Source organism: Neopararhizobium haloflavum (assembly GCF_002750855.1).
GTDB classification, from domain to species: domain Bacteria; phylum Pseudomonadota; class Alphaproteobacteria; order Rhizobiales; family Rhizobiaceae; genus Georhizobium; species Georhizobium haloflavum.
Genome location: NZ_NWUC01000015.1, coordinates 18,368 through 33,404, shown reverse-complemented (window position 1 = coordinate 33,404; position 15,037 = coordinate 18,368). Strand labels below are relative to the sequence as shown.

The 15,037-nt window shown below is 62.0% G+C and carries 14 protein-coding genes; 4 read left to right on the top strand and 10 right to left on the bottom strand.

Going from position 1 to position 15,037, the window contains the following annotated elements; all coding sequences use genetic code 11:
* Positions 1–696 precede the first annotated feature (696 nt).
* Both CN673_RS20075 and CN673_RS20070 read left to right on the top strand, forming a co-directional pair.
* Complete coding sequence (locus CN673_RS20075; protein ID WP_099868196.1) at positions 697–1,254, top strand: TRAP transporter small permease subunit; 558 nt, start codon at positions 697–699, stop codon at positions 1,252–1,254.
* 6 nt (positions 1,255–1,260) lie between these two features.
* A complete protein-coding gene (locus CN673_RS20070; RefSeq protein WP_099868195.1) occupies positions 1,261–2,652 on the top strand; it encodes a TRAP transporter large permease in 1,392 nt (463 codons plus the stop codon).
* A gap of 84 nt (positions 2,653–2,736) precedes the next feature.
* Here the strand turns inward: CN673_RS20070 and CN673_RS20065 are convergent, their stop codons facing one another.
* The 9 genes from CN673_RS20065 to CN673_RS20025 all read right to left on the bottom strand — a co-directional run bounded on the left by CN673_RS20065 (position 2,737) and on the right by CN673_RS20025 (position 11,441).
* Positions 2,737–3,834 carry a TRAP transporter substrate-binding protein gene (locus CN673_RS20065; protein ID WP_099868194.1) on the bottom strand — a complete coding sequence of 366 codons (1,098 nt, stop codon included), beginning with the start codon at positions 3,832–3,834 and terminating at the stop codon, positions 2,737–2,739.
* A 173-nt stretch (positions 3,835–4,007) separates the two neighbouring features.
* The gene (locus CN673_RS20060; protein WP_099868193.1) at positions 4,008–4,154 is read right to left on the bottom strand and encodes a DUF3309 family protein; all 147 of its coding nucleotides are present in this window, start codon (positions 4,152–4,154) and stop codon (positions 4,008–4,010) included.
* Between the two features lie 242 nt (positions 4,155–4,396).
* On the bottom strand, positions 4,397–4,795 hold the full coding sequence (sufA, locus tag CN673_RS20055; RefSeq protein ID WP_099868192.1) for a Fe-S cluster assembly scaffold SufA: 399 nt from the start codon (positions 4,793–4,795) through the stop codon (positions 4,397–4,399).
* Positions 4,796–4,884: 89 nt separating this feature from the next.
* The gene (locus tag CN673_RS20050) at positions 4,885–5,268 is read right to left on the bottom strand and encodes an SUF system Fe-S cluster assembly protein (RefSeq protein ID WP_099868191.1); all 384 of its coding nucleotides are present in this window, start codon (positions 5,266–5,268) and stop codon (positions 4,885–4,887) included.
* 49 nt (positions 5,269–5,317) lie between these two features.
* The gene (locus CN673_RS20045) at positions 5,318–6,559 is read right to left on the bottom strand and encodes a cysteine desulfurase (RefSeq protein WP_099868190.1); all 1,242 of its coding nucleotides are present in this window, start codon (positions 6,557–6,559) and stop codon (positions 5,318–5,320) included.
* Complete coding sequence (gene sufD / locus CN673_RS20040; protein WP_099868199.1) at positions 6,559–7,821, bottom strand: Fe-S cluster assembly protein SufD; 1,263 nt, start codon at positions 7,819–7,821, stop codon at positions 6,559–6,561. The genes CN673_RS20045 and sufD overlap by 1 nt, the downstream gene beginning before the upstream one ends.
* 25 nt (positions 7,822–7,846) lie before the next feature.
* The gene (gene sufC / locus CN673_RS20035) at positions 7,847–8,602 is read right to left on the bottom strand and encodes a Fe-S cluster assembly ATPase SufC (protein ID WP_099868189.1); all 756 of its coding nucleotides are present in this window, start codon (positions 8,600–8,602) and stop codon (positions 7,847–7,849) included.
* Positions 8,603–8,680: 78 nt separating this feature from the next.
* Positions 8,681–10,150: a Fe-S cluster assembly protein SufB gene (gene sufB, locus CN673_RS20030; protein WP_099868188.1), complete on the bottom strand. Its 1,470-nt coding sequence runs from the start codon at positions 10,148–10,150 to the stop codon at positions 8,681–8,683.
* Between the two features lie 130 nt (positions 10,151–10,280).
* Entirely contained in the window at positions 10,281–11,441 is a 1,161-nt protein-coding gene (locus tag CN673_RS20025) for a cysteine desulfurase family protein (RefSeq protein WP_099868187.1), read from the bottom strand.
* Between the two features lie 232 nt (positions 11,442–11,673).
* Between CN673_RS20025 and CN673_RS20020 the strand changes: the two genes are divergently transcribed.
* Positions 11,674–12,351, top strand: a complete 678-nt coding sequence (locus CN673_RS20020) for an alpha/beta hydrolase (RefSeq protein WP_099868186.1) — start codon at positions 11,674–11,676, stop codon at positions 12,349–12,351.
* Here CN673_RS20020 and CN673_RS20015 read toward each other — a convergent pair whose 3' ends face one another.
* Complete coding sequence (locus CN673_RS20015; protein ID WP_099868198.1) at positions 12,352–13,500, bottom strand: anhydro-N-acetylmuramic acid kinase; 1,149 nt, start codon at positions 13,498–13,500, stop codon at positions 12,352–12,354. It abuts the gene before it with no gap.
* Positions 13,501–13,635: 135 nt separating this feature from the next.
* Between CN673_RS20015 and tyrS the strand changes: the two genes are divergently transcribed.
* Entirely contained in the window at positions 13,636–14,892 is a 1,257-nt protein-coding gene (tyrS, locus tag CN673_RS20010) for a tyrosine--tRNA ligase (RefSeq protein ID WP_099868197.1), read from the top strand.
* Positions 14,893–15,037 lie beyond the last annotated feature (145 nt).

Here is a 15,037-nt window from a genome sequence, read left to right as displayed (position 1 = left end):
ACGGAGCGCGAAACCCGCGCCATCTCCATCCAATCTGCATCACGGCACGGTCTTCGCGCTCCGTATCCAGATTGCCTCTTTCATCCACCGGGCGGCCAAGGCCGTGTCGGGCAGAAGGCGTGTGCGGGAGCCGTGCGGGCGAACCGGCGTCATCGCGGCCCCCTCACCAGCGATTTCCAAGGACTTGGTCTTGCGCCCAAGCCCAGGAAATCGCGTCCTCTCCCACGAAGGGGGAGAGGTGACGCGAGGAGAGCGCAACAACCTACCTCTCCCCTTTGTGGGAGAGGACGTAAAATCAGCATCTTAGCGCAAGCTAAGTGCTAGATTTTACTGGTGAGGGGGTGAGGAACGATGACCGAAGGTCAGAAATCGCACCGCGATTTCAGAGACGAACGCCCGCAGCCTTGGCGAAGGGCAGCCCCGCCGTGATCAAATTCCAGCGCCCGGTGTCACGCCTTGTCCTCGAACGTCACTTGGTGAATAGCCATCGCGCCCTCACCGCAATTTGAATCGATTGAACCAATGGCGGTTGCGCCGGCAGGGCAAGCAGTCTATCGAGTGCGCCAGTCATTCGAGGGCACCGCTCGGGAGGAGGCCTTCCGTCGTCTGGCACATGGTTCGCGTCGAACCGGCGCTTCACCCCGACTGTTGCCTCCACCCGGATTGCGCCCGCCACCAGCCGAGGGCCGGATATCGATGCACTTTCTAGCTCAACTCGTCCGCGCGATCAGCGGCTTCAATCGCGTCTTCGGGCAGATCATGGCCTGGCTGTCTCTCGCCATCGTCCTCGTCTGCTTCACGGTCGTCGTCCAGCGCTACGCCTTTTCCGCCTCCTTCATCTGGATGCAGGATCTCTATGTCTGGCTGAACGGCGTGATGTTCATGGGCATCGCGGGCTATGCCCTGCTGCGCAACGACCATGTCCGCGTCGACATCTTCTACCGGCCGGCGCCGATCCGGCGGAAGGCGCTGGTCGACCTTTTCGGCGTCGTCGTCTTCCTCATCCCGTTCACCGTCATCGTCACCATCTACAGCTGGACCTATGTCCTGCGGTCGTGGCGCATCGGTGAAGGCTCGGCGAATTACGGCGGAATGCCGGGCCTTTATGTTCTCAAGAGTTTCATTTTCGTCTTCGCCGCCGTCCTTGCGCTGCAGGGCATCGCCATGGCCGCACGCGCCATTCTCGTCCTGGCCGGACGCGAGCAGCTGTTGCCGGCCCACCTTCGCTACGTCGACGAAGCCGACGGGGAGTAAGTTTTCATGGACCTCGTACTGATCGGCGAAATCCTCGCCGGCCTCATGTTCTTCGGCATCATCGCGGTGCTGATGCTCGGCTTCCCCGTTGCCTTCACGCTGGCCGGCGTGTCGCTGCTGTTCGGTGCGCTCGGCATGATGATCGGGGTGTTCGACCCCTCCAATTTCGGTTCGCTCGCCGCCCGCTATGTCGGCTTCATGACCAATGAGGTGCTCGTCGCCGTCCCGCTCTTCATCTTCATGGGCGTGATGCTCGAGCGCTCCAAGATCGCCGAGCAGTTGCTGCTCACCATGGGCAAGCTCTTCGGCAACATGCGCGGCGGCCTCGGCATGTCGGTCATCATCGTCGGCGCGCTGCTCGCCGCCTCCACCGGCGTGGTGGGTGCGACCGTCGTCACGATGGGCCTGATCTCGCTGCCCGCGATGTTGCGTGCCGGCTACGATCCGAAGCTTGCCACCGGCGTCATATGCGCCTCCGGCACGCTCGGGCAGATCATCCCGCCCTCGACGGTCCTGATCTTCATGGGCGACATGCTGTCCGGCATCAACGCGCAGGTGCAGATGGCCAAGGGCAATTTCGCTCCCGCGCCCGTTTCAGTCGGCGACCTATTCGCCGGCGCCATCTTCCCCGGCCTTTTGCTGGTCAGCCTCTATCTCGCCTGGATGGTGTTCAAGGCGATCACCGATCCGCAAAGCTGTCCGGCAACGCCCGTCCCCGAGGACGAGAAGAAGCATCTGGCGCGCGAGGTGATCGTCGCCCTCGTCCCGCCGCTTCTTCTCATCGTCGCCGTGCTCGGATCGATCCTCGGCGGCATCGCGACGCCGACGGAAGCGGCATCGGTCGGCGCCGTCGGCGCAACGGTGCTCGCCGCCGCCAGGTGGCGCCTGTCCTTCAGCGTTCTGCGCGAGGTGACCATCGCCACCGCGACGATCACATCCATGGTGTTCGTCATCCTTCTCGGCGCCTCGGTCTTCTCCATCGTCTTCCGGCTGATGGGCGGCGACAATCTCGTCCACGAGATCCTGACCGCCCTGCCCGGCGGTGTCACCGGTGCCATCCTCGTCGTCATGCTGATGATGTTCGTGCTCGGCTTCATTCTCGATACGTTCGAAATCATCTTCATCGTCGTGCCGATCACAGCGCCGGTCCTGCTCAATCTCGGCGTGGATCCGGTCTGGCTCGGCGTCATCATCGGCGTAAACCTGCAGACGAGTTTTCTGACGCCGCCCTTCGGATTTGCCCTGTTCTACCTGCGCGGCGTTGCACCGAACCGGGTGTCGACCGGCATGATCTATCGCGGCATCATTCCCTTCGTGGGGCTCCAGGTGATCGCGATCCTGATCATGTTCATCTTCCCGGAGATCGCCACCTGGCTGCCGCGCTGGATCTACAGCTGACAGGCCTTGCTGGGCCGGGAGAACGAGAAAGGCCCGGAGCGTTCGCTCCGGGCCTTTCCAATTGCCGATCGAAATTGACGAAAGTCAGATCTCGAAGAAACGCTCGCGCGCCTGGATGAAGAGCGAATCGGTGCCTTGGGTCTTGCGGCGAACGGTCTGGAGACCGGAAATGAAGCTTTCCGCCGTCTTCTTGGTCAGTTCGTCGCCCGAATCGCGCAGTTCGGTCAGGATTTCCTTGGCCGCGTTGGCGCCGGCTTCCATGATCTCGTCCGGGAACTGCAGAATGTTGACGCCATGCTCGTCGATCAACGTCTGCAGCGCACGCGGGTCATTCGCTGCGAAATCGGCGGCGACGGCATCGTATTCGGCCTGGCAGCAGTCACGGATGATCGCCTGCAGGTCGTCCGACAGCGCCGTGTACTTCGCCTTGTCGACAACGAGCTCGGTCGCAAGGCCCGGCTCGATGAAGCTTGGGAAGTAGTAGTTCTTGGCGATCTGGTAGAAGCCGAGCGCGAGGTCGTTGTAGGGGCCGACGAATTCGGCCGCATCGAGCGTGCCGGACTGAAGGGCCTGGAAGATTTCGCCGGCGGCCATGTTGGTAACCGATGCGCCGAGACGCTCCCAGACCTGGCCACCGAGGCCGGGGGTGCGGAAGCGAAGGCCTTCGACATCGCCAAGTCCGGTCAGTTCGTTGCGGAACCAGCCGCCGGCCTGCGTGCCGGTATCGCCCGAAAGGAAGCCCTGGACGCCATACTGATCGTAGATTTCGTCCCAGATTTCCTGGCCGCCGAGATAGCGCACCCAGCCCGTCAGCTCGCGCGACGTCATGCCGAACGGCACGCCGGTGAAGAAGTTCAGGGCCTGCGTCTTGTTCTGCCAGTAATAGGCAGCGCCGTGGCTCATCTCGGCCGATCCGTCGATGACGGCGTCGAGCGACTGAAGCGGCGGCACGAGTTCACCAGCGGAATAGACCTGAATGGTCAGGCGTCCGCCCGAGGCGGCCGTGATGCGGTCGGCAAGGCGCTGCGCGCCGACACCGAGCCCGGGAAAGTTCTTCGGCCATGTCGTGACCATGCGCCAGGTCTGGTTTTCCTGAGCGATGGCGGGTGCCGCCAGAGCCGTGCTTGCTGCAAGGCCGGCGCCGGCAAAGCCAGCCTTCTTGATGAATGAACGGCGATCCATTGAGGTTTCCTCCACTGTCTGAACCCGTAAATCTGTTCGTCGGGCGACAATGGAGAATGATTGCCCCGCCGCCCCACGCTTGCTGTCACATGGCATAGCCACAGCGCGTAGTCCAGCGGGGACATTACCGTCTGCGATCGCTGACGATCGCTTCGCTTCGCCTTGGCAAACGGCTAGGCGACCAAAAGGACGATGATCACGATGACGATCACGAGGCCCAAGCCGCCGGATGGGCCGTAGCCCCAATTGCGGCTGTGTCCCCAACGCGGCAGGGCGCCGATCAGCAACAGGACCAGAATGATGATGAGAATGAGTTCCATGAAAGCTCTCCTCGGCCACCCTGCCGATCACGGGTCGGCGGCCTCCTCAAGGGGAAGGTTCGGGTGAGGTCAGACGATGCCCAGCAGCGACAGGATGAAGCCGATGACGACGACGAGGCCAACAATATAAATGATCGTATGCATACGCACTCTCCATAGATGTCTGCGAAAAACGGCAGACAAGGAGAATGGTTCCGGGCAGTATCACGCGAGTGTGAAGGCGCGGCAGAGCGAGAAAAACCTCAGGAGCCGGCGCGAACCACAGACCCTTCCGAGCGGGCGAGCGCCTGCAGATCCGCCGCCTTGAGCTCCACCGACTCGCCGCAGCCGCAGGCCGATGTCTGGTTGGGGTTGTTGAACACGAAGCCGGAACGCAGCGTCGTGACCTCGAAGTCCATTTCAGTGCCCAAAAGGAACAGGACCGCTTCCGGCGCAACGTAAACGCGCGCGCCGTCACGTTCGACAACGTCATCGGCCGGCCGCGCTTCGGTGGCGAGGTCGACCGTGTATTCCATGCCGGCGCAACCGCCCTTCTTGATGCCGAGGCGAATACCCTTCGCCGGCTCGCTGGCATTGCCGACGATCGCACGAACGCGCTCGGCGGCGGCATCGGTCATGGTCATCACGGCGAACTGACCCATCAGTCTTCTGCTCCCGCGCCATCAGGCGCTTGCATCAAATCAAATTACCTGCAGCAAAGGTAGTGTGCCGAGGTAGATGCTGCAACCGCTCAGTACCAACCCACGGCAACTTGCGCTTCCTCGCTCATGCGGTCGGGGGTCCAGGGCGGGTCGAATGTCAGGTTGACGTCGACACCCGAAACACCCTCGACTGTCGCGACAGCATTCTCCACCCATCCCGGCATCTCGCCGGCGACCGGACAGCCCGGCGCCGTCAGGGTCATGTCGATCTTGACCATGCGATCATCCTCGACATCGATCCTGTAGATCAGCCCAAGCTCGTAGATATCGGCCGGAATTTCGGGATCGTACACGGTCTTGAGCGCAGCAACGATGTCATCCGTCATGCGGGCGAGTTCATCATTCGGAATCGCGGATGCAGGCTGCTTGGCAGCCTCGGTCTCGTCCGCGATCTTCAGGCTCGATTCGGTCATTCTCGACATCCTTCGCCGGCAATTCCGGCCGCTCTCTTAGGCGATTTCGTCAGGCGAAGAAAGCACGCGCCTTGTCGAGCGCCTCCGCCAACGCGTCGATTTCGGCGCGTGTATTGTACATCCCGAAGGATGCCCTGCATGTGGAGGTCACCCCATATCGCTTCAAGAGCGGCTGGGCGCAGTGCGTCCCCGCTCGCACGGCGACACCGGAGCGGTCGATGACCATCGAGATGTCGTGGGCGTGCACACCTTCGATCTCGAAGGAAAAGATGGCACCCTTTCCGGGCGCATCGCCGAAGATCCGCAACGCATTCACCGATTTCAAACGCTCGCGGGCGTAGTCGGTCAAATCGGCCTCGTGGGCGGCGATGTGCTCGCGCCCGACGCTTTCCATGTAGTCGAGCGCTGCGCCAAGTCCGATAGCCTGGACGATCGGCGGCGTTCCGGCCTCGAAGCGATGCGGCGGGTCGTTGTAAGTGATGTCGTCTTCGCTGACGTCGAAGATCATCTCGCCGCCACCTTGAAACGGACGCATCGCCTTGAGGCGGTCCGTCTTGCCATAAAGGACGCCGATACCCGACGGCCCATAGACCTTGTGGCCGGTGAAGACGTACCAGTCGCAGTCGATGTCGCTGACGTCGACCGGCATGTGGACGGCCGCCTGGCTGCCATCGACCAGAACGGGAATGCCCCGTTCATGCGCGATCCGGCAGACTTCCTTCACATCGACGACGGTGCCGAGCACGTTCGACATGTGCGTGATCGCGACGAGCTTCGTGCGATCCGACAGGCACCGTTCGAAAGCGTCGATATCGAAACGGCCATCATCTGCAACCGGTGCGAAGACCAGCTTGGCGCCCTGACGCTCGCGAATGAAATGCCATGGCACGATGTTGGAATGGTGCTCCATGATCGAGAGTACGATCTCGTCGCCCTCGCCGATCTGCGGCATCCCCCAGCCGTAAGCAACGGTATTGATCGCCTCGGTGGTCGATTTGGTGAAAACGATCTCATCGGTCGAGCCGGCATTGAGGAAGCGCTGGACCTTGCTCCGGGCAGCTTCATACGCATCCGTCGCGGCATTGGACAGGAAGTGCAGTCCGCGATGCACGTTTGCATATTCGCTGGAATACGCATGCGTGATCGCGTCGATCACCGCCTGCGGCTTTTGTGCCGATGCACCGTTGTCGAGATAGACGAGCGGCTTGCCATACACCTCACGGGCGAGGATCGGGAAGTCGCGGCGGATCGCCTCGACATCATAGCCGTTGTCGGTCACCTTTGCGTCCATCAGCCGTGTCTTTCGAGCCAGGTTTCGATGACATCATGCAGCGCTTCGACCAGCGGCTCGTCCTCCAGTTCCTCGACGATCTCGTTGACGAACGCCTTGACGAGAAGCCCGCGCGCCTGCGGCTCGGGAATGCCGCGCGACATGAGATAGAACAAATGCACATCGTCGATATCGGCGACGGTCGCGCCATGGGCGCACTGCACGTCATCGGCGAAGATCTCGAGCTCCGGTTTGGTGGAAAACTCACCGTCGTCCGACAGCAGAAGCGTATTGGATGCCATGCGCGCATCCGTCTTCTGGGCATCCTGCGCCACCCGGATCTGGCCCTGGAACACACCACGCGCGCGGTCAAAGACCACATTGCGGAACGTCTCCGTCGAGGTGGTGTTGGGCACGTCATGGCCGAGCGTGAGGGTCACGTCGGTATGGCTGTCGCCATCCAGAAGATTGACGCCTCGCAATTGAAGATCGGCACCCTCGCCCTTGGCGACGACGTGAATTTCCTCGCGGACCAGCTTGCCGCCGGCATTGACGACGTAGAGCGTCAGGCGTGCGTTCTCTTCCAGCGTCACATTGATCTGCGAAAGGTGCGTATCTGCCCCGCCCTGGGTCTGGACGATGATCCAGGTGAGGTTCGCGTCGTTGCCGACGACAAGGTCGGTTACCGATGTGACGAAGGCGGGGTCGGAGCCGCGGTTGGTATGGCGTTCGATCACCGTGGCCGCCGCATTGGCGCCGATACGAACTGGGAAGCGCTGATGCGTGTGTCCGCCGCCGTGAGCGACCTGCAGTTCGACCGGGTGCTCAAGCGCTGTGCCCGCGGCGAGATCGAGGCCGAGACCGCACGACACAAAGGCGCCACTGATGCGGCCGATCGCGTCATCGGCGCCTCGCGGTTCCATTTGCGTGGTGACGCGACCATCGCGCAACGCGTCAGCGTAATCCGACACCTTAAGACCGGCGGGCAGATCGCCAGCGTCCGCGCCAGCCACGAGCCGGATCGCCTCGGGCACGAGCGGCTCGATGAGGCGAACCGCATCGTTGCCCCCTTCGGGAACGGACTTCAGCAGCACCCGAAAATCAGTGTAGTGCCAGCTTTCGATCCGCCGCGTCGGCAGGCCGTGATCCTTCAACTCGCCGATCAGCCGATCGCGGAGATCGGAAACGGCGGCGCTCCCCGGCAGATCCTTCAGCCGCTCGGCGAACCCATCGACAAGCGCCTGCTCGGCGAGCGTCAGCGGCGGCTTCGTTTGGATATTCATCAAGTCGTCCTCGCTCGTCGGGCGCTCAGGCTGCCGCGTCGATGATGTCTGCGTAGCCGTTCTCTTCCAGTTCCAGAGCGATCGACTTATCGCCGGACTTCACGACCTGGCCGCGATAGAGAACGTGCACCGTATCGGGCACGATATGCTCCAGCAGACGCTGGTAGTGCGTGATGACGACCATCGCCCGATCCGGCGAGCGCAATGCGTTGACGCCATCGGCGACAATCCGCAGCGCATCGATATCAAGGCCGGAATCGGTCTCGTCGAGAACGCACAGCTTTGGCTCCAGCAAGGCCATCTGCAAGATTTCAGCGCGCTTCTTCTCGCCGCCCGAAAAGCCGACATTGACCGGACGCTTCAACATGTCGGGGTCGATCTTCAGTTCACCGGCCGCTTCCCTCACCTTGCGGATGAAGTCAGGCGTCGACAACTCGCCTTCGCCGCGCGCTTTTCGCTGCTCGTTGAGCGCGACCTTCAGGAACTGCATTGTCGCAACGCCCGGTATCTCTACCGGATACTGGAAGGCGAGGAAGATGCCGGACGCTGCGCGCTCGGCAACATCCATCTCCAGAATGCTCTCGCCATTGTAGAGGATGTCGCCCTCGGTGACTTCGTAGTCCTCGCGCCCGGCGAGAATATAGGAAAGCGTCGACTTACCCGATCCGTTCGGCCCCATGATGGCGGCGACTTCGCCGGCCTTCACCGTGAGGTCGAGGCCCCGGATAATCTCCGTGTCGGTGTCCGCGATGCGGGCATGAAGGTTTCTGATTTCAAGCATTTGATTTCCGTCTAGCGTTCTGCGCCAGGGGCGCGATTGTCCAATTCATTGTGAGGCGTGCATTGGAGCGCAACGGGGCTACCCAACGCTCCCTTCAAGCGAGATATTGATCAGCTTCTGCGCCTCCACCGCGAATTCCATCGGCAGCTCCTGGATGACCTCGCGCACAAAGCCGTTGACGATGAGGGCTACCGCCTCCTCTTCGGGAATGCCGCGCTGCATGCAGTAGAAAAGCTGGTCCTCGGAGATCTTGGAGGTGGTGGCTTCATGCTCGAACTGGGCCGTTGAGTTCTTCGCCTCGATATAGGGCACGGTGTGGGCCCCGCAGGCGTTGCCGATGAGCAGGGAATCACACTGCGTGAAATTGCGTGCGTTCGACGCCTTGCGATGGGCCGACACCTGGCCACGATAGGTGTTGGACGAGTGGCCGGCGGAGATACCCTTCGAGATGATGCGGCTCGACGTGTTCTTGCCGAGGTGCAGCATCTTGGTGCCCGAATCGACCTGTTGGTATCCGTTGGATACGGCTATCGAATAGAACTCGCCCCGGCTGTCGTCGCCGCGCAGGATGCAGGACGGATACTTCCAGGTAATCGCCGAACCGGTCTCGACCTGTGTCCAAGAAATCTTGGAACGTGCGCCGCGGCAATCGCCACGCTTTGTCACGAAGTTATAGATCCCGCCCTTGCCGTTCTTGTCGCCCGGATACCAGTTCTGGACAGTCGAATACTTGATCTCCGCATCGTCCAGCGCGACGAGCTCGACGACAGCCGCATGCAGCTGGTTTTCATCGCGCTGGGGCGCAGTGCAGCCTTCCAGATAGGAGACGTAAGCGCCTTCTTCGCAAATGATCAGCGTGCGCTCGAACTGCCCGGTATTCTTCTCGTTGATCCGGAAATAGGTCGACAGTTCCATCGGGCAGCGAACGCCCTTCGGGACGAAAACGAAGGATCCGTCGGTGAAGACGGCCGAATTCAACGTCGCGTAATAGTTGTCGGTGGTCGGCACCACGGTGCCGAGATACTTTCTGACGAGGTCGGGGTGCTCGCGGATCGCCTCGGAGATCGACATGAAGATCACGCCGGCCTTCTTCAACTCCTCCTTGAACGTCGTAACGACAGAAACGGAATCGAAAACCGCGTCGACGGCCACCTTGCGCTGCTCGACGCCGGCGAGAATCTCCTGTTCACCAAGAGGAATGCCGAGTTTCTCATAGGTGCGCAAAAGTTCGGGATCGACTTCATCAAGCGTCTTCGGCCCCGGGGTCTTCTTCGGCGCTGCATAGTAATAGATGTCGTTGAAATCGATCTTCGGATAGTCGACGCGCGCCCAGGTCGGCTCTTCCAGCGTCAACCAGCGACGATAAGCGGCCAGACGCCAGTCGAGCATCCATTCCGGCTCGTCCTTCTTGGCCGAAATAAAGCGGATGATGTCCTCGTTAAGGCCCTTGGGCGCCTTGTCGGTCTCGATGATCGTCTCGAAGCCGTACTTGTACTGGTCGACATCGATCTCGCGAACCCGCTCGATTGTTTCCTGCACTGCAGGCATCGCTCTACTCCGTCTTTCGCCGGCCCCTGCGCGGGCGGCCGGTCGTGATCAATTCGGGCGCTGGCTACCAGATATCCGGCAGTTTGTGAAACACCAGCGCCGCATGTCCGTCATGCGCCAAGCGGTCCGTTCAGGCGGCGGCGCGCTCACGCCGCGTGGCGACCTGCGCCATGACGCCGAGAAACCGCTCGATCTCGTCAGGCCCCGTGCCACGCCCGATCGAGATGCGCAGCGCCCCGCTTCGGGCATCGCCTCCCATGGCACGGATCACATGGCTCTCGCCGACCTTGCCGGAGGAGCACGCCGAGCCAGACGACACGGCAATGCCTTCCAGATCGAACGCAATCTGCGCCGTTTCGGCCTTCAGCCCCGGAACGGCCACGAATGTCGTGTTCGGCAATCTCTCCACGTCGCGTGAGAGGATCACCGCATCCGGCACGGCGGCCTTCAGACCGTCTTCCAACGAACGGGTCAGACCCGCAAGCCGCTCGCGCTCGCTGGCCAGCATCTCCTGCCCTATATGGGCGGCAGCACCAAAGCCGACAATACCAATCAGGTTTTCCGTTCCGGACCGATGGCCCATTTCCTGACCACCCCCGGTGACAAGCGGCGCCGGCATCAGCATCTCGCCGCGCGAGATAAGCGCCCCCACCCCTTTGGGGCCGCCGATCTTGTGTGCCGAAAGGATGAGAAAATCCGCGCCGAGCTCTGCCATGCTGAAGGGAATGCGCGCGGCGGCCTGTACCGCGTCCACGACCAGAATCCCGCCGGCGGCGCGGACCAGATCGGCGATGGCCGCGATCGGCTGGATCACGCCGCTCTCATTGTTGGCCAGCATGACGGCGACCATGGGTAAGCCATTATCGCCAGGATGGGACGCAAGACATGCGCGCAGGGCAGCAAGGTCAATGACGCCATTGCCATCGACCGGCACGATCTCGACGTCATCGGCCGCGAAGCGACCGCCCGAAAGCACCGCGGGATGCTCGATTGCCGAAACGTAAAGCCTGCCAACCCGGACGGACGCCCGGCCCATCTTGAAATCCGGCGACAGCACGTGCGATGCGGCCTCGCTGGCGCCGCTGGTGAATGTGACGTGCGACGGCTCGGCCCCGACGAGCAACGCAACCTGTCGACGCGCGGCATTGACCATCGCACGGGCGGCGCGACCATCGGCATGGACGGACGATGGGTTGCCCGGCAGATCCATGGCAGCGAGCATCGCTGCGCGCGCTTCCTCAAGCAACGGCGCCGTCGCGTTGTAGTCGAGATATATGCGGTCCTTGCGCATCTGTCCCTTCAACGATCGATGACGAAACGGCCGGGCGCATTTTTCTTGAATTTTCCGGCGGCCTTGGCCTATGACACGCCTTCAAGTTTGTGGCCAGTCGAGCGCGTTCAAGAGATCGCGCAGTTTCGAACTGTTCTAAACTAGTTTTTACGGAGGCGAAGGGTCGCCGTCAAGGTCGCAGGACCTGGTTTCGGCCGCGATCCGCCTTCGCATCCCTCAGCGTGGAGACGTTATGCCCGAAGTCATCTTCAACGGCCCAGCCGGCCGCCTGGAAGGCCGCTACCAGCCGGCCAAGGAAAAGAACGCACCGATTGCGATCATCCTTCATCCGCACCCGCAGTTCGGCGGAACGATGAACAATCAGATCGTCTACCAGCTGTTCTATATGTTCCAGAAGCGCGGCTTCACGACGCTGCGGTTCAATTTCAGGGGCATCGGCCGCAGCCAGGGCGAATTCGATCACGGCGCGGGCGAGCTTTCAGACGCGGCAGGCGCACTGGACTGGGTCCAGTCGCTGCATCCCGATTCAAAGAGCTGCTGGGTCGCCGGCTATTCCTTCGGCTCGTGGATCGGCATGCAACTGCTGATGCGCCGTCCGGAGATCGAGGGCTTCATGTCGATCGCACCGCAGCCCAACACCTATGATTTCTCGTTCCTCGCGCCCTGCCCTTCCTCCGGGCTGATCATCCATGGCGATGCCGACCGCGTGGCGCCGGAGAAGGATGTGCAGGGGCTCGTGGAGAAGCTGAAGACGCAGAAGGGCATCCTCATCACCCAGAAGACGATCCCCGGGGCCAACCATTTCTTCTCAGGCAAGGTCGACACGCTGATGGAGGAATGCAACGACTATCTCGACCGCCGACTGGCCGGTGAACTCGTCCCGGAACCCCAGGCCAAGCGCCTTCGCTGATCAGGCGCGCTCGCGCATGTCACGCGGCAGCGCGAGCACCCCGCCGCTCACCGGGCCTTTCACATGCGTGGTCTCGGGCCATGTGAGCGCCAGACCGTGCAGCGAGCGCACCGCGAGATAGGCCCACGCCTCCGCTTCCATGGCGTCGCCATCAAGGCCGGCCTCCTCCGCCGTCACGACCCTTGCGCCCATCTCGTCCGCAAGTGCTTGCATGTCGCTGAGAATGAGGCGGTTTTTGCGCCCGCCGCCACACACGATCCAGAGCCCTGGCGGCTCGGGGAAATGGGCAGCGGCCTTGAGGATGGCGGCCGCGGTGACATAGGCCAGCGTCCGTGCACCATCGGACAGTTCGGCTTCGTCGTCCGACGGGGGCAGGAAATCGTTGCGATCGAGTGAGCGTCGCCTGTCATCGGTAAAGAAGGCATTTGCAAGATAACGCTCTGCCAGCCCCGTCACGACAACGCCTTCGCTTGCAATCATGCCGTCCTGATCGAATGGAACGCCGGCATGGCGTTCGACCCACTGATCGATCAACGTGTTGCCGGGTCCGCTGTCGAACGCGATCAGACGACCGTCTGATCCGACATAGGTGACGTTGGAAATACCGCCGATATTCACGAAGACCGCGGGCATCATGGCTCTCAGATCATCGGGCAGGCCCTCGGCCAATGCACCATGATAGGCCGGCGCGAGCGGTGCGCCCTCGCCGCCATTGAGCATGTCGTTGGCGCGCATATCGTAGACGACCGGGAGGCCAAGATCATCGGCCAGCAAATCGCCCAGACCGAGCTGGACTGTCAGCCCGTCCAGCGGTCGATGCAGAACCGTCTGACCGTGAAAGCCGACGAGATCGATGTCCGACAGCCGCAAGGCGTTGTCGCCAAGAAAGCGCCGGACCGCCTCGCCATGTCGTCGTGTCAGTTCGCGCTCGATGGCTGCAAGGTTGCCGGGACGCTCGTCGCGCTGGCGAATCGCCTTGGCGGTCTCAAGCGCCTCGGCCAACAGCCGGCGAAATGCAGGTTCATAGGGATAGGACGCCGAAGGACCGCGCTCGACGCGGGACATTCCGTCCGTGCGTAGAAGCGCGATGTCGATGCCGTCCAGGGACGTTCCGCTCATCAGGCCGATGGCGGTGGATGCGGATTTCATCGCGCTCATGGCGCAACCGCCCGCGGGCCGCAAATACGGGGATGAAACGCACGGAAAACCATGCTAATCGCCGCCTCGACGCTCGCGCGCTGCCTGCCAATGGCGCTTTCGCAGTCTCCAATGGAAGTATCGATCATGTCCGCCTTCAAGTCCGATTTCCTCCGCACGCTTTCGGAGCGCGGTTTCATCCAGCAGGTATCGGATGATACCGGTCTCGATCAGCTTTTCCAGACGGAAACGGTATCGGCTTATATCGGCTTCGATCCGACGGCACCCAGCCTTCATGCCGGCGGCCTGATCCAGATCATGTTGCTTCATTGGCTGCAGGCGACCGGACATCGTCCGGTCGCCTTGATGGGCGGCGGCACGGGAATGGTCGGCGATCCGTCCTTCAAGGACGAGGCACGCCAGTTGATGACGCCGGAGACGATCGCGTCGAATATCGCGAGCATCAAGACCGTTTTTGCCAACTACCTGACATTCGGCGAAGGTCCGCGCGACGCCCTGATGGTCGACAATGCCGACTGGCTGCTCGGCATCAACTATCTGGAGTTCCTGCGCGATGTCGGCCGGCACTTTTCCGTGAACCGGATGCTGTCGTTCGATTCGGTCAAGCTCAGGCTCGAGCGCGAGCAATCTCTTTCGTTCCTGGAATTCAACTACATGATCCTTCAGGCGTACGATTTCGTCGAACTGAACAAGCGTTACGGCGTGCGTCTGCAGATGGGCGGTTCGGACCAGTGGGGCAACATCGTCAACGGCATCGATCTTGGCCATCGCATGGGAACCGGACAACTCTATGCGCTGACCTCGCCGCTGCTGACGACGGCTTCCGGCGCCAAGATGGGAAAATCGGCAGCCGGCGCGGTCTGGCTCAACGCCGACCTGCTCGGCGCGTATGATTTTTGGCAATATTGGCGCAACACCGAAGATGCGGACGTCACACGCTTTCTCAAACTCTACACAACGCTCCCGATGGACGAGATCGCCCGGCTTTCCGCGCTGGCCGGGTCCGAGATCAACGAGGTCAAGAAGATCCTCGCTACCGAGGTGACGGCGATGCTGCATGGCCGCGCTGCCGCGGAGAAGGCGGCAGAGACGGCACGCAAGACATTCGAGGAAGGGGCGCTTTCGGAGAACCTGCCGACCATCGAATTGTCAGCCGACGATCTGGCGGCGGGCATCGGGGTGCTGGCGCTTTATGTACGAGCAGGGCTTGCGTCTTCCAACGGCGAAGCGCGCCGGCATGTCAAAGGCGGGGCCGTCCGGGTCAACGATGCGGTCGTCGATGACGAACGCCGTACCATCGGGGACGGCGACCTCACCTCCGACGGTGTAATCAAGCTTTCACTCGGTCGGAAGAAGCATCTTCTGGTTCGCCCATCTGCCTGACAAGACAAGCGCGCCATCGTGCGCGCCGGTGTTGCCAAAACATCAAAGTCCAGCGCCCCGGCGCCTGGCGACCATAACGCTTGCCCGGCTGGTGTCTCAAAAAGTTAACACTCGTGTCACGCGAAGGTTCAGGTCGCGCGCTAAG

Excerpts from the sequence above, each read along its gene's own strand:
- CN673_RS20015 (WP_099868198.1), bottom strand. The coding sequence starts at position 13,500 with ATGAAATCCGCATCCACCGCCATCGGCCTGATGAGCGGAACGTCCCTG.
- CN673_RS20060 (WP_099868193.1), bottom strand. The coding sequence starts at position 4,154 with ATGGAACTCATTCTCATCATCATTCTGGTCCTGTTGCTGATCGGCGCC.
- CN673_RS20050 (WP_099868191.1), bottom strand. The coding sequence starts at position 5,268 with ATGACCGAATCGAGCCTGAAGATCGCGGACGAGACCGAGGCTGCCAAG.
- sufA (WP_099868192.1), bottom strand. The coding sequence starts at position 4,795 with ATGGGTCAGTTCGCCGTGATGACCATGACCGATGCCGCCGCCGAGCGC.
- CN673_RS20065 (WP_099868194.1), bottom strand. The coding sequence starts at position 3,834 with ATGGATCGCCGTTCATTCATCAAGAAGGCTGGCTTTGCCGGCGCCGGC.
- CN673_RS20020 (WP_099868186.1), top strand. The coding sequence starts at position 11,674 with ATGCCCGAAGTCATCTTCAACGGCCCAGCCGGCCGCCTGGAAGGCCGC.
- tyrS (WP_099868197.1), top strand. The coding sequence starts at position 13,636 with ATGTCCGCCTTCAAGTCCGATTTCCTCCGCACGCTTTCGGAGCGCGGT.
- sufD (WP_099868199.1), bottom strand. The coding sequence starts at position 7,821 with ATGAATATCCAAACGAAGCCGCCGCTGACGCTCGCCGAGCAGGCGCTT.
- CN673_RS20070 (WP_099868195.1), top strand. The coding sequence starts at position 1,261 with ATGGACCTCGTACTGATCGGCGAAATCCTCGCCGGCCTCATGTTCTTC.
- sufC (WP_099868189.1), bottom strand. The coding sequence starts at position 8,602 with ATGCTTGAAATCAGAAACCTTCATGCCCGCATCGCGGACACCGACACG.
- CN673_RS20075 (WP_099868196.1), top strand. The coding sequence starts at position 697 with ATGCACTTTCTAGCTCAACTCGTCCGCGCGATCAGCGGCTTCAATCGC.
- CN673_RS20045 (WP_099868190.1), bottom strand. The coding sequence starts at position 6,559 with ATGGACGCAAAGGTGACCGACAACGGCTATGATGTCGAGGCGATCCGC.
- sufB (WP_099868188.1), bottom strand. The coding sequence starts at position 10,150 with ATGCCTGCAGTGCAGGAAACAATCGAGCGGGTTCGCGAGATCGATGTC.
- CN673_RS20025 (WP_099868187.1), bottom strand. The coding sequence starts at position 11,441 with ATGCGCAAGGACCGCATATATCTCGACTACAACGCGACGGCGCCGTTG.